Below are 19,940 nucleotides of genomic sequence, written 5' to 3' on the forward strand. Positions count from 1 at the left end.
TTTCTCCGCTGCGTTACCTTTGCGGGACCGTAAGGCCATGCTAAGCGGTGTCAACATCACGAATCTGTCACATTGCCATTGCTGCCCGGGGACCTCAGCCGATGCCGACACTTCACGAACCCAAGCTTATCGCTGGGAACGCCAACCTTCCTCTTGCCAAAACCATCGCACGCCGCATGAGCCTTTATCGAGGTGTTGACCAGGGTTTGGTCGATGCGCGCGTCGAACGTTTCAATGACGGAGAGATCTTCGTCGAAGTGTTCGAGAACGTACGCGGCGAGGATATGTTCATTATCCAGCCGACCTCGAACCCGGCCAATGACAACCTGATGGAGCTGCTGATCATCGCCGACGCGCTGCGCCGTTCGTCGGCACAGCGGATCACCGCCGTGATCCCGTATTTCGGCTATGCCCGCCAGGATCGCCGCACCAAGGCCCGCACACCCATCAGCGCCAAGCTGGTGGCCAATATGCTGACCGGCGCAGGGATCGAGCGGATTCTGACGATGGATCTTCATGCCGCGCAGATTCAGGGCTTTTTCGATATGCCCGTCGACAACCTGTACGCCTCGCCGATCTTTGCCCTGGATGTGAAAAACCAGTTCAAGGACAATCTGGATGAGATCATGGTGGTTTCGCCCGACGTGGGCGGCGTGGCCCGCGCACGTGAACTGGCCAAGCGCATCAATGCCCCCTTGTCGATCGTTGACAAGCGGCGCGAGAAAGCAGGCGAAGTCGCTGAAATGACCGTTATCGGGGATGTGAAGGACAAGATCTGCCTGATCGTCGACGATATGTGTGACACCGCCGGAACGCTTTGCAAGGCTGCGCAGGTCCTGTTGGACAATGGCGCCAAGGAAGTTCACTCCTACATCACGCACGGCGTCATGAGCGGCCCTGCGGTCGAAAGGGTGACGAACTCGGTCATGAAGTCACTGGTGCTGACCGATACGATCCAGCCGACCAAAGAAATATTGAAGGCAAAGAATATCCGCATCGTTCCAACTGCGCCAATCTTCACCCAGGCGATCCTGAACATCTGGAACGGAACCAGTGTGTCTTCGCTGTTCGAAGACAAGACGCTGACACCGATCTACGAATCCATGTATCAGATGGATTGAGCAATAGGGGGCGGCCGAAGGTGTCACCCCTTGATTTCTGAAATGCCGATTGCGCGCATATCTGACCTTGGGGCGCAATCGGTGACACAAGTGGAATAATCTCCATGACTGCCAACAAACGCATTGTTCTTTCCAGCGATCACGCGGCAATCGAGCTGCGCCAGTCCGTGGCCAACCACATCGCGCAGCAAGGTTGGGACGTGGTTGATATCGGCCCGACAACCCCGGAAAGCACCCATTACCCCAAGCACGGCAAGGCCGCGGCGCAGGCCGTTGCCTCGGGCGATTGCAGTTTGGGTATTGTCCTCTGCGGCACTGGGCAGGGTATTATGATGGCTGCAAACAAAGTGCCCGGCATTCGCTGTGGCGTTTGTTCAGACGCATTCTCGGCCCGCATGATCCGCCAGCACAACAATGCCAACATGCTGTCGATTGGCGCGCGGGTTGTCGGTGAAGGTCAGGCGCTGGACATCGTTGACGCGTTTCTGGGTGCCGAATTCGAAGGTGGCCGCCACGCCACGCGCGTGGACATGATCGAAGCGCAGGAAGACTGAGTCCAAGCTGTCGCTCAAACGCCTGGAAACACGGCGAACCCGGATCAGGAAATATTCCAGTCGTCCGGGTGCGCCACCTCTCCTATCGCTGTCCAGCTTGCGCGGATGCGGGCTATCCGCGTGTCGGACCAGGTCCGAAATACTGCGTCAAAGCCCTCGGTTGTGATATGTTCGGCCTGAACTTCGGCACGTAACGCCGAAGACGTGTCGACATCCCACAGCGAGATCCCGATCTGCACCATGGGCGGGGTTCGAAATGCTTCTTTGAACCGAATGGGTGTGCGGCGTTCACGAGGTCCCTGCCCGGTCCACATTTCGCCGCCTTCGGCAAATTCCGAAAACAGGACATCTTCACCCTGCTCAATTCCAATGGGATGGGTTAGGAATTTTTTCATTTTTATCATCATTATTCTTGAATTCCCGCAACTTACTCCGGCATTTCGGCAAAAGCACGACAAAAAAACGGCCCCGCAATTGCGAGGCCGCTCAAATTTTTCACAGGTGGGCCCGTTACAGGCTCATATGTGTTCCAAGCGCTTCCATGTCGGCCAGCAGCTTGGCTGCGTCGTCGACGATGGTCTGATCATCGCCACCCTTTGCTGCCTCATGCGAGGCGCGGGCGTCTTCGATCATCTCGTCCAGATGCGCCGGGGTCACTTCATCCACCGGGATGGCCTTTTCGGCCAGAACCGACAGACTGTCGCCGTTGATCTGGGCAAACCCACCGGTGACCAGGTATTCGCTGGACCCTTCGGGTGCCTCAACCTTCAGCAGGCCGGGACGCAGCGTGGTGATGGTGGGGGCATGATCCGGCATTGCCGTCATGTCCCCGTCCGCGCCGGGAATCTGGACCGCGGTGGCCGCGAGCGAAGCAAGGCTCCGCTCGGGGCTGACGAGGTCGAATTGCATCGTGTTTGCCATCAGGGATACTCCTTAGGCGGCTTCTGCGGCCATCTTTTCCGCTTTGGCGATCACGTCGTCGATACCGCCAACCATCAGGAAGGCCGCTTCGGGCAGGTGATCGTATTCGCCGGCCACAACGGCCTTGAACGACGAGATGGTGACATCCAGAGGAACCTGAACGCCAGGGCTGCCGGTGAAGACCTCGGCCACGTCGAACGGCTGCGACAGGAAACGTTCGATCTTACGGGCACGGGCCACGGTCAGTTTGTCTTCTTCCGACAATTCGTCCATGCCGAGGATGGCGATGATGTCCTGCAGCGACTTGTAGCGCTGGAGGATCTGCTGAACGTCGGTTGCAACCTTGTAGTGCTCTTCACCAACGATGGCCGGATCGAGCAGACGCGAGGTCGAGTCGAGCGGGTCCACAGCCGGGTAGATACCCTTTTCCGAGATCGCACGGTTAAGAACGGTGGTCGCGTCCAGGTGAGCAAACGAGGTTGCCGGCGCAGGGTCGGTCAGGTCGTCCGCAGGCACGTAGATCGCCTGAACCGAAGTGATCGAGCCCGATTTGGTCGAGGTGATGCGTTCCTGCAGGGCGCCCATGTCAGTGGCCAGCGTCGGCTGGTAGCCCACAGCGGAAGGAATACGACCCAGCAGAGCCGAAACCTCGGAGCCCGCCTGCGTGAAGCGGAAGATATTGTCGACGAAGAACAGAACGTCTGTACCGGACTGGTCGCGGAACTGCTCGGCCAGGGTCAGGCCGGTCAGAGCAACACGTGCACGCGCACCCGGAGGCTCGTTCATCTGACCGTAAACCAGGGCCACCTGCGATTCCGACAGGTTGTCCGGCTTGATAACGTTCGATTCGATCATCTCGTGGTACAGGTCGTTCCCTTCACGGGTCCGTTCACCAACACCCGCGAACACAGAGAAACCCGAGTGCACTTTTGCGATGTTGTTGATCAGTTCCATGATCAGAACGGTCTTGCCAACGCCGGCGCCGCCGAACAGGCCGATCTTACCGCCTTTCGCATAAGGGGCCAGCAAGTCAACAACTTTGATGCCGGTCACCAGAACTTCCGACTCTGTCGATTGTTCTGCGAAGCTCGGCGCAGGCTGGTGGATCGCCCGGACTTCGGCTGCCTCAACCGGGCCCTTCTCGTCGATCGGATCACCAACAACGTTCAGGATGCGGCCCAGAGTTGCGTTACCAACCGGTACCGAGATTGGGGCGCCGGTGTCGGTCACTGCTTCGCCACGGACCAGACCTTCGGTCGCGTCCATCGCGATGGTGCGGACGGTGTTTTCACCCAAATGCTGAGCAACTTCCAACACCAGGCGCTTGCCGTTGTTGGTGGTTTCCAGCGCGTTCAGAATTTCAGGCAGCTGATCATCGAAATGCACGTCAACGACGGCCCCGATGATCTGTGTGACTTTGCCTTTTGCATTCGCCATGTTTCGTCTCCGGTTTGTCTCTACAGCGCTTCGGCGCCGGAAATAATTTCAATCAGCTCGTTGGTGATCACGGCTTGACGCGAACGGTTGAACTGGATCGTCAGCTTGTCGATCATCTCACCCGCGTTGCGTGTCGCGTTGTCCATCGCGGACATCCGTGCACCCTGTTCTGACGCTCCGTTTTCAAGCAGAGCCGAGAAGATCGCTGTTGCAACCCCCTTGGGCAGCAAGTCGGCCAGGATGGCCTCTTCGCTGGGCTCGTAGTCGAAGATGGCACCGCTGTCGTCACCCGACGCATCGTCCTCGAACGAGGCAGGGATGATTTGCTGTGCCGTCGGGATCTGGGTCACGACGTTGACGAACTTCGAATAGAAGATCGTGGCAACGTCGAACTCACCCCCGTCGAAGCGGGACAGGATGTCCTTCGCGATGTCCTGTGCGTTGGTATACCCCAGACGCTTGACCTCGCTCAGGTCCACATGTCCAACGAACAGATCACCCAAATCACGCTTGAGCGCGTCGCGGCCTTTCTTGCCGACGGTCAGAACCTTGACCGTTTTGCCCTTCAGGCGCAGCTCTTCCGCTTTGACACGGGCCAGCTTGGCGATGTTCGAGTTGAAGCCGCCACACAGGCCGCGTTCAGCTGTCATGACAACCAGCAGATGGACATCATCACTGCCCGTACCACGGAGCAGCTTGGGGGCGCTGTCGCTGCCTCCGACCGAAGCCGCCAGCCCCGCCATCACGGCATTGAACCGCTCGGCATAGGGGCGCGAGGCTTCGGCAGATTCCTGGGCGCGGCGCAGTTTTGCAGCCGCGACCATCTGCATGGCCTTGGTGATCTTGCGGGTCGATTTGACCGACTCGATCCTGTTTTTAAGATCCTTAAGATTTGGCATATGCCCGCCTCTCCCTTAAGCGAAGGTTGCGGCGTATTCGTCAATCGCAGCCTTGATCCTGTCGGAAGCATCGCCCTTGATCTTGGGATCGTCGTTGGTGATCCATTCAAGCAGGTCGGCGTGTTTTCCGCGCAGATGCGCCAGCAGGCCAGCCTCATAACGGCCAACGTCCGATACTTCGATCTTGTCGAGATAACCGTTGGTGCCAGCGAAGATGACGCAGACAATTTCCGCGTTGGTCAGCGGCGAGTACTGCGGCTGTTTCATCAGCTCGGTCAGACGCGCGCCACGGTTCAGCAGCTGCTGGGTCGCGGCGTCAAGGTCGGAACCGAACTGCGCAAAGGCAGCCATTTCGCGGTACTGAGCAAGTTCCAGTTTCACCGGGCCGGCAACCGACTTCATCGAGTTGGTCTGAGCCGAAGAGCCCACACGCGAAACCGACAGACCGGTGTTCACGGCAGGACGGATACCCTGATAGAACAATTCGGTTTCCAGAAAGATCTGACCGTCGGTGATCGAGATCACGTTGGTCGGAATAAACGCAGAAACGTCACCGCCCTGGGTTTCGATGACCGGCAGAGCAGTCAGCGAACCTGCGCCGAAGTCCTCGTTCAGCTTCGCCGAACGCTCCAGCAGGCGAGAGTGAAGATAGAATACGTCACCAGGATAGGCTTCACGTCCGGGCGGACGGCGCAGCAGCAGCGACATCTGACGATAGGACACAGCCTGTTTCGACAGGTCATCATAGATGATCAGCGCGTGGCGGCCATTGTCACGGAAGTATTCAGCCATCGCAGTTGCGGCATAGGGTGCAAGGAACTGCATCGGCGCCGGGTCGGACGCGGTTGCGGCCACGACGATCGAGTATTCAATCGCGCCGGATTCTTCCAGTTTTTTCACCAGCTGCGCAACGGTCGAACGCTTTTGGCCGATCGCGACATAAACACAATACAGCTTCTTCGACTCGTCGTCGCCAGCAGCTTCGTTGTAGGTTTTCTGGTTCAGGATCGCGTCCAGAGCAACGGCAGTTTTACCGGTCTGGCGGTCACCAATGATCAGCTCACGCTGGCCACGGCCAATCGGGATCATCGCGTCAACCGACTTCAGGCCGGTTGCCATCGGCTCGTGAACCGATTTACGCGGGATGATGCCCGGTGCTTTAACGTCAGCAACGCCGCGCTTGGTTGTGTTGATCGGGCCCTTGCCGTCCAGCGGGTTGCCCAGTCCGTCTACAACGCGACCCAGCAGCTCGTCACCGATCGGAACGTCCACGATCGAGTTGGTGCGCTTGACGGTGTCACCTTCTTTGATGTCGCGGTCAGACCCGAAGATAACGACACCGACGTTGTCGCTTTCCAGGTTCAGCGCCATGCCCATGATGCCGCCGGGGAATTCGACCATCTCACCGGCTTGCACATTGTCCAGACCGTATACACGGGCAATCCCGTCACCGACGCTCAGCACGCGACCGATCTCGGCCACTTCGGCTTCTTGACCAAAATTCTTGATCTGGTCCTTCAGGATTGCAGAAATCTCTGCAGCTTGGATTCCCATTTATCCGACCTCTTTCATTGCATTCTGTAGGGAGTTCAGCTTCGAACGGATCGAACTGTCGATCATCTTCGAGCCCACTTTAACGACAAGACCGCCGATGAGGCTTTCATCCACGGTCGAATTGATAGTCACGGTCTTGCCCACGCGCTCGGACAGCGTCTTGGACAGTTTTTCCAGTTGGGTCTTGGTCAACGCCTTGGCCGACGCAACATCTGCGGTCACTTCGCCGCGCTCTTCGGCCAGCATGTCGCGCAGAACCTGCAGCAGTTGCGGCACGACGAACAGGCGGCGCTTCTGCGCCATCAGACCCAGCGTGTTGCGCAGGATGGCGTTCAGACCCATCTTGTCTGCGATTGCAGTGATCGCGCTTTCCTGTTCAGCGCGGGAAACCAGCGGCGAGGCGATCAGGTCGCGCAGTTCGGCGCTTTCGCCCAGCGCTGCTGCCAGATCATTGATGCCGGATTCCAGACCTGCAAGGTCGTTGTTCTCTTTTGCGATCTCGAAGATCGCAGTGGCATAGCGCTCGGCGATGCCAGTGGAAATCGAAGCTGGTTCGGACACGTCCACCCTTCCGATACTTTGGGCCCCGAATTCGCGTGCGGCAGCTACCCCGGGGGCGTGAAGAAACCCCGTCCTTGAAGGGCGGGGATCAAAATCACCGGGGATGTAGCAGAGCCGAACCAACCAAGCAATACGCTATAGCGGTAACAGATTTATCCACAAATTGTTATTTTTCATGAACTTACGCCAAGTGCGACGGTTTGAACACATTGGTCCAGTTGAAAAATGTTACGAATATGCAAGTTTTTGCGATTCCTGTGACTTTTTTTCCTCTATTTTTCGCACCTAAAAGCCCGCGATTGTCACGCGGGCTTTAGCAAACCGTCAAGCGCCTTGATCGGTTTTTTGACCGCATCCTTGGTCACGCTGCCGCTGGGCGGCCGAATATGTTTGCTGACTTCGACCATCAGCACCCCCCCTGCCATCACCGTCGGAATCCGCTGGCCGGTCTTTTCGATCAGGCTGCCGGATTTCAACCAGAATCGCCGAAATGACGGAGGCATGTACAAAGCCGAACAATGCGCCTCGGGCAGGAAGTGATGTTCCTTTAGCTGGTTTTCCAGCTGAGTTGCAGAGTATGGGCGTCCAAACCCGAACGGGGTCTTGTCCGACCGTGACCACAGACCCGCCCGGTTGGGAACGATGAAGACGGCCCGGCCACCAGGGCCCAGCACGCGCCAGCATTCATCAAGCAACTGATTTGGCCGTTCCGACGTTTCCAGCCCATGCATTACCACAAGCTTGTCCACGTGGCCGGTCTCGATTGGCCAGAGGGTTTCTTCAGTCAGGACCGAGACATTGGGCATCCCCGCCGGCCATGGCATGACGCCCTGTGGTCCCGGCATCAGCCCGATGACCCGACGCGCATCCGACAGATAGGGGCGCAGCAAAGGCACGGCGAAACCGAATCCTGCCACTGTCTGGCCCTTTGCTTCGGGCCATAGCTCGATCAGACGCCCGCGAATAGCCGCCTGCGCCGCACGACCCAGTGTGCTGCGGTAATAGAAGTTCCTCAGATCCTGTACATCAAGATGCATTGCGGACATCCGATCAATCGGCTTAGCTGGGCGCAGTCTAGCAATGAAAGGGCAAAAGGCCATGCCTCTTGAAATCGTTACAATCCCGTGCCTGAGCGACAATTACGCCTTTCTGGCGCATGACGCCGTCACTGGCCAGACCGCCCTGATCGACACGCCCGAGGCCGGACCGATCCTGAAGGCGCTGGATGACCGAGGATGGACACTGTCACATGTGCTGTTGACCCATCACCACTGGGATCATGTAGACGGGCTGGCGGAAATATTGGCCAAACAGCCGGCAAAGGTCATCGGGGCCGCTGCTGACGCAAATCGCCTGCCGCCGCTGGATCAGCAGGTCACCGAGGGAGACAGTTTCGAGATTGGCGGCGAATCCGTTCAGGTGCTGGACGTTTCCGGGCACACGGACGGTCATATCGCTTTCTACATGCCGCAAAGTTCTGCCGTGTTCACCGCCGACAGCCTGATGGCGCTGGGTTGTGGGCGCCTGTTCGAGGGCACGCCCGCACAAATGTGGGCCTCTCTGAACAAGCTGGCCGCCCTGCCGGACGACACTTTGGTCTGTTCAGGGCATGAATATGCACAATCCAACGCCAAATTCGCGATTACCGTCGACCCCGACAACCAAGCCTTAAAAGATCGCATTGCTGACATCGACCGCGCGCGTGCTGGCGGAAAAGCCACTGTTCCTACCATTCTGGCCCTGGAAAAGGCCACAAATCCGTTCCTGAGGACCGCCGATCCGGCGATTCAGACGAAATTGGGCATGGTTGGAGCCGACCCTGAGGCCGTTTTTGCAGAAATTCGGGGTAGAAAAGACCGGTTCTGATGCCTATTTCCCCTTCTTCAGGGCCACGGTCACAACAAATGTGACTGTCAAGTGAAAGAAAACCCTTGAAGCCGGGCCACGATCAACCAAACTCTAATAGTATGAGGACATGGTTGGGATGGGGTTCCGGCCAAGAAACCGCCCCCTCCTGACCCAAGACAGAGGAGCACCCGCGTGCCTTCATTCTCGAGCACATTGGAACAAGCCATCCACGCGGCCCTGGCGGCTGCGAATGAACGGCGCCATGAATTCGCAACGCTGGAGCATTTGCTGCTGGCGCTCTTGGAAGAACCCGATGCAGTACGCGTCATGAAGGCGTGCAGTGTCGATCTGGACGAATTGCGCAGCACTTTGGTGGAGTTCATCGACGAAGACCTTTCGAATCTGGTCACAGATATCGACGGGTCCGAAGCCGTACCCACCGCAGCGTTCCAGCGCGTCATTCAGCGCGCTGCGATCCACGTACAAAGCTCGGGCCGGACCGAAGTGACCGGCGCCAACGTACTGGTCGCCATTTTCGCCGAACGCGAAAGCAATGCCGCCTATTTCCTTCAGGAACAGGACATGACCCGTTACGACGCGGTCAATTTCATCGCGCATGGCGTTGCCAAAGATCCGGCCTACGGCGAAAGCCGATCGGTATCCGGTGCGGATCAGGTGGAAGAAGACGCCCAGACCACATCCGGTGAGACCGAACAGAAAGAAAGCGCGCTTGGAAAATACTGCGTGGATCTGAACGCAAAGGCTCGAGCTGGCGATGTCGATCCGCTGATCGGACGCTCGGATGAGGTGGAACGCTGCATCCAGGTGCTGTGCCGCCGCCGCAAGAACAACCCATTGCTGGTGGGTGATCCGGGTGTAGGCAAGACCGCCATCGCAGAAGGCCTTGCGCACAAGATCGTCGGTGGCGAAGCCCCTGACGTGCTGGCAAACACCACGATCTATTCGCTGGACATGGGTGCGCTGCTGGCCGGAACCCGCTATCGCGGTGATTTCGAAGAACGCCTGAAAGCAGTTGTAACCGAGTTGGAGGATCACCCTGACGCGGTACTGTTCATCGACGAGATCCATACCGTGATCGGTGCCGGAGCAACCTCGGGCGGTGCGATGGATGCCTCGAACCTGCTTAAGCCTGCGCTTCAGGGCGGCAAGCTGCGCACCATGGGCTCGACCACCTACAAGGAGTTCCGTCAACACTTCGAAAAGGACCGCGCGCTGAGCCGCCGGTTCCAGAAGATCGACGTGAACGAGCCTTCGGTGGAAGACAGCGTAAAGATATTGCGCGGGCTGAAGCCCTATTTCGAAGAACATCACGACATTAAATACACCGCCGATGCCATCAAGACGGCGGTCGAGCTGTCGGCGCGTTACATCAACGACCGCAAACTGCCCGACAAGGCCATCGACGTGATCGATGAGGCCGGCGCGGCGCAGCATCTGGTTGCGGAAAGCAAGCGGCGCAAGACCATCGGTGTCAAAGAGATCGAGGCGGTTGTCGCCAAGATCGCGCGTATTCCACCCAAAAACGTTACCAAGGATGATGCGTTGGTGCTGAAAGACCTCGAAGCATCGCTGAAACGGGTGGTGTTTGGCCAGAACCTGGCCATCGAGGCGCTGTCCAGCGCGATCAAACTGGCCCGTGCCGGTCTGCGCGAACCTGAGAAACCGATCGGCAACTACCTGTTCGCTGGTCCTACCGGGGTCGGTAAAACCGAGGTGGCGAAACAGCTGGCGGATACGCTGGGTGTGGAGCTTCTTCGGTTCGACATGTCGGAATACATGGAGAAGCACGCGGTCAGTCGCCTGATCGGTGCCCCTCCGGGCTATGTCGGATTCGATCAGGGTGGTTTGCTGACCGACGGTGTCGACCAGCATCCGCACTGCGTATTGCTGCTGGACGAGATCGAAAAGGCCCACCCGGACGTGTTCAACATCCTGCTGCAGGTGATGGACCATGGCGAGCTGACCGATCACAACGGTCGCACTGTGAACTTCCGCAACGTGGTGCTGATCATGACCTCGAACGCGGGCGCACAGGAGCAGGCCAAGGCCGCCATCGGCTTCGGTCGTGATCGGCGCGAAGGCGAAGACACGGCCGCGATCGAGCGCATGTTTACACCGGAGTTCCGGAACCGTCTGGACGCCGTGATCTCATTCGCACCGCTGCCGAAAGAGGTCATTTTGCAGGTGGTCGAGAAATTCGTCCTACAGCTTGAGGCGCAACTGCTGGATCGCGGCGTGAGCATCGATCTGACGCCCAAAGCCGCCGAATGGCTGGCCGACAAGGGATATGACGACAAGATGGGTGCACGCCCGCTGGGACGTGTCATTCAGGAACACATCAAGAAGCCTCTGGCCGAGGAGTTGCTTTTCGGCAAACTGGCCAAGGGCGGTGTGGTCCGTGTCTCGGTCAAGAAGGGCGAACTGGATCTTGAAATTCTTGGGCCGGACCAACGGCGCATTTCAGGAGACAAACCACCTCTGTTGACGGCAGACTGAGCCGAAAGCAGATCATTCTTTCAAAGCCCGGCGATCCCCATCGCCGGGCTTTTTCAGCTTTGGCAGTAAAAAAGCGACGGAACCAGGCTTCTGCTGCGTGTCATCTTTAATGATCAGCACAAGACAGGGGTCGGCACGTGAGCAAAATTTCTATCTTTTGGGGCACCGCCTTTGCCCTTTCCGCCGTGGCTGCGGTGGCAACTGCACAGCACAGGTTTCGCTATCACGACGAAACGACCGCAGAACCGCTGAGGTTGGTGCCAGCAACCGAAAACCCCGGAACAAGCAGCGCCTCGTTGAAAGAACGAAGCGGAAAAATCAAAGTGACGGGCAATGGCATTCCTGATCATCTGGTTGGTCCGTTTCCAAACCAAGGCAATCCGCACCAGATCGAACAGCAGAAGGTTAGGTTGAAATTGCCCGCGAAACCCATAGCCAAAGGCGCAATCACGCCGTTGCAAATGGGTTGGAACTTTGGCGTGTCACTCAATGGGGTTGTGTTTGACCCGCTGGCGGCCGAGTTCTGGCATGGCGACCCCCGCTCCGGGTGGTCCTACAACGCGTTGGGAGGTGCCATTTCTTTGGGGCTGGACGCCAACCATGCCCACGTACAGCCAAACGGAAAGTATCACTATCACGGTGTACCGACAGGGCAGGTCGAACTTCTGGGATGGTCACCGTCCGAGCACTCACCGTTGATCGGCTACGCCGCAGATGGCTTCCCTATCTATGCTGTGACCGGTGTTGTTGGGGGCAAAGTGACCGAAATGACGTCGTCCTATCGTCTGAAATCCGGTAACCGTCCGGGTGGCAATGCACCGGACGGGCGACATGACGGCACCTTCAACGAGGATTACGCTTATGTTCAGGGTCACGGCAACTTGGACCAATGCAACGGCGCCTTTACCGTTTCAGCAGAATACCCGTCAGGAACCTATGCGTATTTTCTGACCGAGGATTACCCGGTGGTGCCCCGATGCTTCGTGGGCACACCAGATCAAAGCTTTCGCTTCGGCAGACCATAATCGGTTTGCCCCAGTCACGCGGATTACCCGGGCAAGAGCAAGGATTTTGCTATCTTTCCGTGAGTTTCAACTCGATCCGGCGGTTCTGTGCCCGTGCCTCGGGTGTGTCAGCCGGGTTGACCGGCTGGAATTCACCAAACCCGTTTGCCGCCAGGCGGTTGGGTGGAATGCCCAACGCGTCGACCATATAGCGCACAACAGACAACGCGCGACCTTGGCTGAGTTCCCAATTGTCCCGGTATCGGCCCGAACCAGTCAGCGGAACGTTGTCGGTATGACCGTCGACCCGGATCACCCAATTCAGACCAGGCGGGATTTCGGCGGCGACACTGCGTAGGATATTGGCGACCTTGGCAACCTCCTGCCGCCCTTCTGCGGACAGCACCGCTGATCCCGTCGGAAACAAAACTTCGGACGAGAACACAAAGCGATCACCTTCGATCCGCACGCCTTCCTGTTCGCCAAGGACATCCCGCAGACGTCCGAAGAATTCCGAGCGATAGCGTTGCAGGTCTTCCGCCTGGGCGGCAAGTTCTTCGTTCTGGCCAGCCAGGGCCTCGGCCTCGGCCTCAATGCGCAGGCGTTCCGCTTCTTCCAGCAAGCGCCGCCTGCGTTCTTCAGATGCGGCCCGCGCCAATGCAGCGTTCAGGTCCTGTCCCAGCGTTTGTATCTGCACCTCGGCAGCAGCGTTTCGGTCTTCGAAATCGTCCAGCAAAGCCTGCAACGACCCCAACTGCCCGCGCAGGGCTGCAATCTGCTGGTTCAGCAGGGCCGCCTCACGTTGTGCCTCGGCAGAGATTTCTTTCTCCTCCGACAAGGTCGACTCGGCCAGAGCCAGCAAAGCTTGCCTCTGTTCGGCCAGAGTGCGTTGCTCATCAGCATCCGCCTGCGCTTGCGTTTGCGCCTCAAAGGCGGCTTCAAGCTGGGCTCGCAATTCATCAGGGTTTACGTCTCCGAACTGTCGCTCAAGTTCGGCCCGTGCGGCTTGCGCGGCAGCCAGAAGAGTCAATGTATCTTCGGCCTCTTTGCGTTGCGACTCCAGCGCCAGGGTCATGGCCGTCAGCTCGGCATCTGCATCCTGAAGGCGGTTTCGCAATGCCTCAGCAGCAGCAGCTTCGGCCAGACGGGCGGCTTCCTCATCGCTCAGTTGCTGTTCAAGGGCCGTGATTTCCGCGGCACGCTCTTCGCCGCTTTGCTCCAGATCGGCCACGAGTGCTTCCAGCGCCTCGCGGCGGGCGGCAGCCAAACGGGCAGCTTCGGTCTGCGCATCGATTTCGTCCCGACTTTGTGCAAGGGCGAGGTTCAGCGCCTCTTGCTCTGTCAGCAATTGCTCGCGCTGTGTCTCAAGCGCGGCAATGTCGCCCAAAGCCTGTTCCTGTTCGGCAAGCAGAGCGGCAACCTGTGCTTCGAAATTCGTGATACGGGTCTGCGCCTGATCCAGCGCGGCGGCCTGACGGTCGCGTTCGGTACTCAGCGAAGCGATCAGTGACTGCGCTTGCGCAAGATCGTCTTCGGCCTGCGACAGTGTCGTGTTCAACGCACCCAGCCTTGCCTGCAAGCGACTGTTTTCACGTTCTTCCAAACCCAGCGCGCCCGCAAGCGCTGCAACTTCGTCTGCCAATGTCGTCAGTTCGTCTTCCTGCCCCGAGATGGTTTCGCGCAACACGAACTGAATCACCATGAAGATGGTCAAAACGAAGGTCAGCACCATCAACAGCCCCGTCATCGCGTCCACGAAACCGGGCCAGACCGAGCCCTGGAATCGTTGTCCGGTGCGGCGGGACAGCGCCATGGGTTATTCTCCTTCCGGCGTGGTGCGCACGGCACCCCGCGGCAGGGTCAGAGCTTTGACCAGCAGCTCGATATCCTTGCGGAATTCGTTCATGCTTTCCTGCCGACCCGCCGAAATCTCTTCAAGAATACGTAGCAGTTGCACATCCATCGAGCGCAGGCGCATCCGACTTTCGGCATCGATGCCATCGCCTGCGCCATGATCGCGCATGTGATCCAGCAGGGCGTCCTGCCCAAGCGCCACGCGTTCCAAAGCAGAAGTTACACTTTCGGTATTGGCCTGGCGATTGTTCATCTCACCGATGACATCGACCAGTTGCCCTAATTTGGCCGAAACCTCCGCCCTTTCACTTTCCTGAGCCGCAAACAGATGCTGTAACGCATCCATCTGCTCTGACATGGCATCCAGCACAGGGGTCAGTACGGCGATCTCTGCCCCGCCCTCTTCGCCACCTGCAAATCCAACTCGGGTGATCGACGACAGCCACTCCTCGAGTTCGCGATAGAACCGGTTCTGACCGTGCCCGGCAAAGACCTCGAGCAGACCAACGACAAGAGACCCCGCCAGACCCAGCAAAGACGATCCGAACGCGACGCCCATTCCTTGCAGCTGTGCCTCGAGCCCCGTCATCAGGCGATTGAAAACAGCCAGACCCTCCTCGCCTTCCTGCGGGTTCAGGCTGCGGATGGTGTCAACAATGGCCGGAACGGTTGTCGCCAGACCAAAGAATGTACCCAGTAGACCCAGATAAATCAGCACGTTGGTGATATAACGTGTGATTTCCCGCTCTTCTTCGACCCGCTCTGCCACGGAATCCAGAATAGACCGGGTAGAGGTGGAGCTGATCTGCGAGCGCGCGCCTCGCTCGCGCAGCAGCGAAGCCAAAGGCGCCAGCAACTGTGGTGTTCGAGCATCTTCCCGAACAACACCGCCAACAAAGGCTTCGATCCAACGCACGGACCCGATCAGCTGCGTAACCTGATAAAAACAGGCGAAGACGCCGATAAAGAACACAATCAGGATGAAGCCATTCAGATACGGATTGGCATAAAAAACCGGCAATACGTATGGAAGCGCCAGAAACACCCCCAGCCCGGACAGGCCGATCGCCATCAACATCAACAGAATTTGTCGAATTGGATGCGAGAAATGAGGTCTCGCGCCCTGATGTGCCTGCGCCATGCGCGTGGTTCCCGATTTTTGCCTGCTTTGCGTCGAATCTAGCGACATTCCGCTCGCGACGCCAAGAGTTTATGCGGTGATACTGCGGACCCGTTGCGCCAACCACTCAAGATCGTGATCACGCAGGCCGATCTCGGCCAGATGTTCGGCAGTGTTGTAGAGGTATTCGTCATTCGGACCACGCCCGCCGACCGCATGTGCGATGATCCGGGCCTGTTCCTCCAACGCCATCCCACCGCAATACTGGACGTGGTCGGCATCGATCACATAGGTCACGGCATTTTCGATGTCTCCGCTTTCCAGATGCACATCCAACATACGTTCGACATAAGCCGATGAAATCAACTCGCGCTCGCGCAGCTCTTGCAGCGTTCGGTCTTCGTGACCCGCCTCGACCGCAAGGGCCAAACCCGTGCAACTTGCGTTCTCCTGTTCGTCCAGTGCCAGCACCAGACCGGGTTTTTCCTCTGTCCCGCGGTGGTGGATCGAACTCATGCAGAAGGACCGGGCAAACCCGTGCAGCGTCGCGCGTTCACTGCGCGCCACCGGAAAGCCCGGATTCCACAGCAGCGATCCATATCCGAAAACCCACATCGTCATTGCACTGGTCCTTGCCTGTTTCGGCCTATAAACATCAATTCCAAGGCAGGAAAAAGGGCCATTTCGGATGCGTCTGATACGAGTGTTGATTTTTGTTACCATTGCGTGGAGCGCATATTGGTTCGTGGCCGGGTATGGCCTGCGCTCTGCGATCACTGGCTGGTTCGACCAGCAGGAGACACGCGGCTGGCAGGCGGATTTCTCGGATGTCGCAACGGCCGGCTATCCAACCCACCACATGACCCGTCTGAACAATCCGGCGTTGGCCGACCCGGTAAATGGCACTGCATGGAGCGCGGACTGGATCGAATTCAAAAGCCCCGCCATCTGGCCCGGTCGTCAGGTATTGCGCTTCGCAGACACGCCGCAACGCCTGTCATACTTCGACCAGACATCAACAATTGTGGCTGACGAATTGCTTGCCGAGCTGCAATTGCAGCCGGGCGTCTCGCTCGTGCTGGAAAAAATGGCTTTGACGGCGGGGGCATGGTCGGTAACGGAAAACACCACCACGCTGGCCTCCGGAGACACGCTGAGCCTGATCATGGAACAAACGCCAGTTTCAGAAGCCTATGCCATCACAGCCCGCGCGGATGGGTTCACACCGGGGGAAAAACTGCGGGCCCTGATGCATTCCGCCAATTCGTTACCACAAAGCTTTGAAACGCTGGAACTGGATATGGTCACCACTTTCGACAAGGTTTGGGACCGGTCCGCCCTGGAAGACAGCCGACCGCAGCCTGTCGCCATTGATCTGCGTCTGGTCGAGATCAAATGGGGTGAGTTGCGCCTGTTTGCGACCGGCGATCTGGATGTGGACGCACAAGGCATCCCGACCGGAGAGATCGCCGTCAAAGCCGAAAACTGGCGCGACATGATCGCCATGGCAAATGCGGCGGGTGCCCTTCCCGATCAGGCGGTGAATCCCGTTACCCGGGCACTGAACTTTTTGGCGGGGCTGGGCGGCAACCCCAACGCCGTGGACCTGCAACTGAACTTTCGGGATGGTTTCGTGGCACTGGGGCCATTGCCTTTGGGCCCCGCCCCGCGCCTGATCCTGCGTTAACGGCAGTAGGGTCCGCTGCGGTAGCGGGCCGTATCAAGGTGAAAGTGGTCCTTGTGATAACGATCTGAATTTGGCCCCAGCACGGTGCCGAACGGGCCGCACGCCCCGCGCCAGATCTTCTTGAGCTGTTTCTGAGACGGGTTCTTGCGCCACCCGTTCAGGACGGTCACCACCTCACCGTCGGCCATTTTGAAACCTGAGATATCGATCGCACGCCCCTTGCCATGTTCGGATATCTTCGCGCCTTTGCGGTTGTTGCGGGTTCGGCAGGCATAATGGGCTGCTACTTGCAATTCGACCACAGGGCCCCGGCGTTTGAAGGTGGGTTTGACGGTCTTGTCGACCCACTTGTTCAACGCACTGGCGGTGCCACAATCCATAGTCGAGGGACGGCTGAGCATCACACCCGAAACCGAGGTGATCTGCACCGCATCCTTGACACCGCAGGCTGAATTCTTGCTGCCCACACGGCCAACAGGCTTGCCTTGAATGGCAATATCCCCGCAAACAGACCCTTTGCGCAGCTTGCTCCTTTTGAACAATACTTGCTGTTCGACCGACTCGGGTCGCAAATAAGGCATCAAGGACGTGTCCGGTCCCAGAAGTGGCAGTTCCGACGGGCGCGCCGCTGCAGCCGTGACTTGCGGCGAAACCGGGCGCGAAACCGGGCGCCGTTTGGCGACTTCAAAGGCGATAGGCGTGCTGGCAGCCTGCTGAACAAGCGAGGGACGCATGAGAGGCACCAAAGACTGGTCAAGGGGCGCTGCCTGAACCGTCGCAGCACCCAAAGCTGCGACCCCGATCAGAATATGCCCCCAGCGCACTCTCATGAACTTGCCTTCCCCCGCCCAAAGTCCGGTGCATCCGTGTCCTGCCCCGCGTCGATAATGCCGCGACGAATAGCACGGGTGCGGGTGAAGTAGTCAAACAAATGATCACCGTCCCCGGTACGGATGGCGCGTTGCAGGGCAAAAAGCTCTTCTGTGAACCGGCCCAGGATTTCCAGCGTGGCATCCTTGTTGGACAGGAACACATCCCGCCACATGGTCGGGTCGGACGCGGCAATCCGGGTGAAGTCCCGGAAGCCGGCGGCCGAATACTTGATGACTTCGCTATCGGTCACCCGTCGCAGATCGTCGGCCACGCCAACCATCGTGTATGCAATCAGGTGTGGCGCATGAGAGGTTACGGCAAGGACCAGATCATGGTGATCCGCATCCATTTCATCAACATATGACCCCATGCCCTCCCAAAGCGCGCGCAGGCGGGCAATGGCATCCGGGTCCGAACCCTCGACCGGGACCAACAGACACCAGCGATTGTCAAACAGCTCGGCAAACCCAGACTCAGGGCCGGAATGCTCGGTCCCAGCCAAGGGGTGCGCGGGTATGAAGTGCACGCCGTCGGGGATATGCGGCTGCACCGCCCGAATGACGTCCCGCTTGACCGAGCCCACATCCGAAACGGTCGCACCGGGCTTCAGCACAGGTGCAATCTCTTTTGCAACTGCGCCCATAGCCCCCACAGGCACACACAGGACAACAAGATCGGCACCTTCGACCGCATCGCGTGCCGAGTCGCAAACATGGTCACACAGTCCGATCCTGCGTGCTGTTTCTCGGGTCTCCTCGGACCGGGCATAACCCGTCACTTCCCCGGCCAGACCCGCACGTTTTATCGCCCAGAACATGGACGAAGCAATCAGCCCCAGCCCGATCAGCGCAACGCGGTCGTAAATCTGGCTCATGCTGCGCCCTCTTTGAATGCAGTGATCGTCGCAACCACACGGCGGCACGCTTCTTCGTCGCCCACGGTGATCCGCAAGGCGTTCGGCAGGTTGTAGCCTGCAACCCGGCGGACAATCAAACCCTGCGTTTTCAGGTAGTCATCGCAGGCCTCGGCTTCGGCCTGATCGGCAAAACGTGTAAGAATGAAGTTGGTACAGGACGGATCCGACGGAACACCGACTTTTGCCAACTCATCCGCCAGCCATACACGCAAGCGCGCATTCTCGGATTGGCAGAAAGAGAGAAACTCGACGTCGTTCACCGCGGCTTCAGCTGCTGCCAATGCTGTCAGCGACAGGTTGAACGGCTGGCGCACCCGGTTCAGCACGTCGATGATCGGTTGATGTGCATAGCCCCAGCCGACACGCATACCGCCCAGCCCGTACACTTTTGAGAAGGTGCGCGTCATGATCACATTCTCATGGGCGTCAACCAGCGACGCCCCGCCATCGAACCCGTCGACAAATTCGGCATAAGCGCCATCCAGAACCATCAGGCAAGTGTTGGGCAGACCCAGCGCCAAACGTTCCAGTTCGTCGTTCGAGATCATGGTCGAGGTTGGATTGCCGGGATTGGTGACAAACACGATCCGCGTCTGCCCCGTCACAGCGGCAAGAATAGCCGCCACATCCACTTTGCGGTCACGCTCGGCCACCATGACCGGCGTCGCACCGGCCATACGGGCGATGATCGGGTACATGGAAAACCCGTGCTCGGTATAGATCACCTCGTCCCCCGGCCCCGCATAGGCCTGAGCGACGAATTGCAAAACCTCGTCGCTGCCGACACCGCAGATGATCCGCGCAGGGTCCAGTCCGTGGCGTACGCCGATCGCCTCGCGCAGGCTTGCATGGTCGGTGCCGGGATAACGGTGCAGGGTGGCAGCGGTGTCGCGCACTGCCTCAATCGCTTTGGGGCTTGGTCCGAACGGGTTCTCGTTCGAGCTCAGCTTGATCACATGCTCCACACCGGCCACATGCGACTGGCCGCCCTGATACAGCGCGATGTCCATAATGCCGGGTTGTGGGGTGATCTTGGTCATGAGAGGCTCCGTTGAATGGGCCTCTCATACCTGT

19 protein-coding genes are annotated in these 19,940 nt (G+C 58.6%); 6 read left to right on the top strand and 13 right to left on the bottom strand.

Translation table 11 applies throughout. The annotated features are described in order from the left end of the window. Positions 1-101 precede the first annotated feature (101 nt). Both AC2FJB_RS13450 and rpiB read left to right on the top strand, forming a co-directional pair. A complete protein-coding gene (locus AC2FJB_RS13450) occupies positions 102-1,121 on the top strand; it encodes a ribose-phosphate pyrophosphokinase (RefSeq protein WP_117872500.1) in 1,020 nt (339 codons plus the stop codon). A 104-nt stretch (positions 1,122-1,225) separates the two neighbouring features. After that, positions 1,226-1,675 carry a ribose 5-phosphate isomerase B gene (rpiB, locus tag AC2FJB_RS13455; RefSeq protein ID WP_117872498.1) on the top strand — a complete coding sequence of 150 codons (450 nt, stop codon included), beginning with the start codon at positions 1,226-1,228 and terminating at the stop codon, positions 1,673-1,675. Positions 1,676-1,719: 44 nt separating this feature from the next. Here the strand turns inward: rpiB and AC2FJB_RS13460 are convergent, their stop codons facing one another. From AC2FJB_RS13460 to AC2FJB_RS13490, 7 genes are all read right to left on the bottom strand, one after another. Further along, positions 1,720-2,070, bottom strand: coding sequence for an H-type lectin domain-containing protein (locus AC2FJB_RS13460; protein WP_117872984.1), 351 nt, complete (start codon positions 2,068-2,070; stop codon positions 1,720-1,722). A gap of 115 nt (positions 2,071-2,185) precedes the next feature. Further along, entirely contained in the window at positions 2,186-2,596 is a 411-nt protein-coding gene (locus AC2FJB_RS13465; protein ID WP_496718716.1) for a F0F1 ATP synthase subunit epsilon, read from the bottom strand. Between the two features lie 12 nt (positions 2,597-2,608). Continuing rightward, positions 2,609-4,033: a F0F1 ATP synthase subunit beta gene (gene atpD, locus AC2FJB_RS13470; protein ID WP_117872495.1), complete on the bottom strand. Its 1,425-nt coding sequence runs from the start codon at positions 4,031-4,033 to the stop codon at positions 2,609-2,611. A gap of 20 nt (positions 4,034-4,053) precedes the next feature. Further along, positions 4,054-4,932: a F0F1 ATP synthase subunit gamma gene (locus AC2FJB_RS13475; protein WP_299895520.1), complete on the bottom strand. Its 879-nt coding sequence runs from the start codon at positions 4,930-4,932 to the stop codon at positions 4,054-4,056. Positions 4,933-4,947: 15 nt separating this feature from the next. Then, positions 4,948-6,486: a F0F1 ATP synthase subunit alpha gene (gene atpA / locus AC2FJB_RS13480; protein WP_117872491.1), complete on the bottom strand. Its 1,539-nt coding sequence runs from the start codon at positions 6,484-6,486 to the stop codon at positions 4,948-4,950. Continuing rightward, a complete protein-coding gene (locus AC2FJB_RS13485; protein WP_299895526.1) occupies positions 6,487-7,047 on the bottom strand; it encodes a F0F1 ATP synthase subunit delta in 561 nt (186 codons plus the stop codon). A gap of 302 nt (positions 7,048-7,349) precedes the next feature. After that, positions 7,350-8,084: a class I SAM-dependent methyltransferase gene (locus tag AC2FJB_RS13490; RefSeq protein WP_117872983.1), complete on the bottom strand. Its 735-nt coding sequence runs from the start codon at positions 8,082-8,084 to the stop codon at positions 7,350-7,352. Between the two features lie 61 nt (positions 8,085-8,145). Between AC2FJB_RS13490 and gloB the strand changes: the two genes are divergently transcribed. From gloB to AC2FJB_RS13505, 3 genes are all read left to right on the top strand, one after another. Next, positions 8,146-8,913, top strand: coding sequence for a hydroxyacylglutathione hydrolase (gene gloB / locus AC2FJB_RS13495; RefSeq protein WP_496718715.1), 768 nt, complete (start codon positions 8,146-8,148; stop codon positions 8,911-8,913). Positions 8,914-9,087: 174 nt separating this feature from the next. Then, positions 9,088-11,412, top strand: coding sequence for an ATP-dependent Clp protease ATP-binding subunit ClpA (gene clpA / locus AC2FJB_RS13500; RefSeq protein ID WP_496674200.1), 2,325 nt, complete (start codon positions 9,088-9,090; stop codon positions 11,410-11,412). Between the two features lie 137 nt (positions 11,413-11,549). Continuing rightward, a complete protein-coding gene (locus AC2FJB_RS13505; RefSeq protein ID WP_496718714.1) occupies positions 11,550-12,437 on the top strand; it encodes a YHYH protein in 888 nt (295 codons plus the stop codon). Between the two features lie 49 nt (positions 12,438-12,486). Here the strand turns inward: AC2FJB_RS13505 and AC2FJB_RS13510 are convergent, their stop codons facing one another. From AC2FJB_RS13510 to AC2FJB_RS13520, 3 genes are all read right to left on the bottom strand, one after another. Beyond that, complete coding sequence (locus AC2FJB_RS13510) at positions 12,487-14,229, bottom strand: peptidoglycan -binding protein (protein ID WP_496674194.1); 1,743 nt, start codon at positions 14,227-14,229, stop codon at positions 12,487-12,489. Positions 14,230-14,232: 3 nt separating this feature from the next. After that, positions 14,233-15,411 (bottom strand): biopolymer transporter ExbB, encoded by a 1,179-nt coding sequence (locus AC2FJB_RS13515; RefSeq protein WP_117872478.1) that lies wholly within the window; start codon positions 15,409-15,411, stop codon positions 14,233-14,235. Positions 15,412-15,480: 69 nt separating this feature from the next. Then, the gene (locus AC2FJB_RS13520) at positions 15,481-16,011 is read right to left on the bottom strand and encodes a gamma-glutamylcyclotransferase (RefSeq protein ID WP_496674190.1); all 531 of its coding nucleotides are present in this window, start codon (positions 16,009-16,011) and stop codon (positions 15,481-15,483) included. 67 nt (positions 16,012-16,078) lie between these two features. On the opposite strand from AC2FJB_RS13520, the gene AC2FJB_RS13525 reads away from it, so the two are divergent. Beyond that, positions 16,079-17,077, top strand: coding sequence for a DUF2125 domain-containing protein (locus AC2FJB_RS13525; RefSeq protein WP_496718713.1), 999 nt, complete (start codon positions 16,079-16,081; stop codon positions 17,075-17,077). On the opposite strand, the gene AC2FJB_RS13530 is transcribed toward AC2FJB_RS13525, so the two are convergent. The 3 genes from AC2FJB_RS13530 to hisC are packed head-to-tail and all read right to left on the bottom strand — an operon-like array spanning position 17,074 to position 19,906. After that, positions 17,074-17,907 (bottom strand): extensin-like domain-containing protein, encoded by an 834-nt coding sequence (locus tag AC2FJB_RS13530; RefSeq protein WP_496674184.1) that lies wholly within the window; start codon positions 17,905-17,907, stop codon positions 17,074-17,076. The two genes, AC2FJB_RS13525 and AC2FJB_RS13530, sit on opposite strands and share 4 nt — an antisense overlap. Further along, the gene (locus AC2FJB_RS13535) at positions 17,904-18,824 is read right to left on the bottom strand and encodes a prephenate/arogenate dehydrogenase family protein (protein WP_117872469.1); all 921 of its coding nucleotides are present in this window, start codon (positions 18,822-18,824) and stop codon (positions 17,904-17,906) included. The genes AC2FJB_RS13530 and AC2FJB_RS13535 overlap by 4 nt, the downstream gene beginning before the upstream one ends. Beyond that, positions 18,821-19,906: a histidinol-phosphate transaminase gene (gene hisC, locus AC2FJB_RS13540; protein ID WP_496718712.1), complete on the bottom strand. Its 1,086-nt coding sequence runs from the start codon at positions 19,904-19,906 to the stop codon at positions 18,821-18,823. The genes AC2FJB_RS13535 and hisC overlap by 4 nt, the downstream gene beginning before the upstream one ends. Between the last annotated feature and the right edge of the window lie 34 nt (positions 19,907-19,940).

Source organism: Ruegeria sp. CDSC085 (genome assembly GCF_059610465.1).

Excerpts from the sequence above, each read along its gene's own strand:
- AC2FJB_RS13450 (WP_117872500.1), top strand. The coding sequence starts at position 102 with ATGCCGACACTTCACGAACCCAAGCTTATCGCTGGGAACGCCAACCTT.
- rpiB (WP_117872498.1), top strand. The coding sequence starts at position 1,226 with ATGACTGCCAACAAACGCATTGTTCTTTCCAGCGATCACGCGGCAATC.
- AC2FJB_RS13460 (WP_117872984.1), bottom strand. The coding sequence starts at position 2,070 with ATGAAAAAATTCCTAACCCATCCCATTGGAATTGAGCAGGGTGAAGAT.
- AC2FJB_RS13465 (WP_496718716.1), bottom strand. The coding sequence starts at position 2,596 with ATGGCAAACACGATGCAATTCGACCTCGTCAGCCCCGAGCGGAGCCTT.
- atpD (WP_117872495.1), bottom strand. The coding sequence starts at position 4,033 with ATGGCGAATGCAAAAGGCAAAGTCACACAGATCATCGGGGCCGTCGTT.
- AC2FJB_RS13475 (WP_299895520.1), bottom strand. The coding sequence starts at position 4,932 with ATGCCAAATCTTAAGGATCTTAAAAACAGGATCGAGTCGGTCAAATCG.
- atpA (WP_117872491.1), bottom strand. The coding sequence starts at position 6,486 with ATGGGAATCCAAGCTGCAGAGATTTCTGCAATCCTGAAGGACCAGATC.
- AC2FJB_RS13490 (WP_117872983.1), bottom strand. The coding sequence starts at position 8,084 with ATGCATCTTGATGTACAGGATCTGAGGAACTTCTATTACCGCAGCACA.
- gloB (WP_496718715.1), top strand. The coding sequence starts at position 8,146 with ATGCCTCTTGAAATCGTTACAATCCCGTGCCTGAGCGACAATTACGCC.
- AC2FJB_RS13510 (WP_496674194.1), bottom strand. The coding sequence starts at position 14,229 with ATGGCGCTGTCCCGCCGCACCGGACAACGATTCCAGGGCTCGGTCTGG.
- AC2FJB_RS13515 (WP_117872478.1), bottom strand. The coding sequence starts at position 15,411 with ATGGCGCAGGCACATCAGGGCGCGAGACCTCATTTCTCGCATCCAATT.
- AC2FJB_RS13520 (WP_496674190.1), bottom strand. The coding sequence starts at position 16,011 with ATGACGATGTGGGTTTTCGGATATGGATCGCTGCTGTGGAATCCGGGC.
- AC2FJB_RS13525 (WP_496718713.1), top strand. The coding sequence starts at position 16,079 with ATGCGTCTGATACGAGTGTTGATTTTTGTTACCATTGCGTGGAGCGCA.
- AC2FJB_RS13530 (WP_496674184.1), bottom strand. The coding sequence starts at position 17,907 with ATGAGAGTGCGCTGGGGGCATATTCTGATCGGGGTCGCAGCTTTGGGT.
- AC2FJB_RS13535 (WP_117872469.1), bottom strand. The coding sequence starts at position 18,824 with ATGAGCCAGATTTACGACCGCGTTGCGCTGATCGGGCTGGGGCTGATT.
- hisC (WP_496718712.1), bottom strand. The coding sequence starts at position 19,906 with ATGACCAAGATCACCCCACAACCCGGCATTATGGACATCGCGCTGTAT.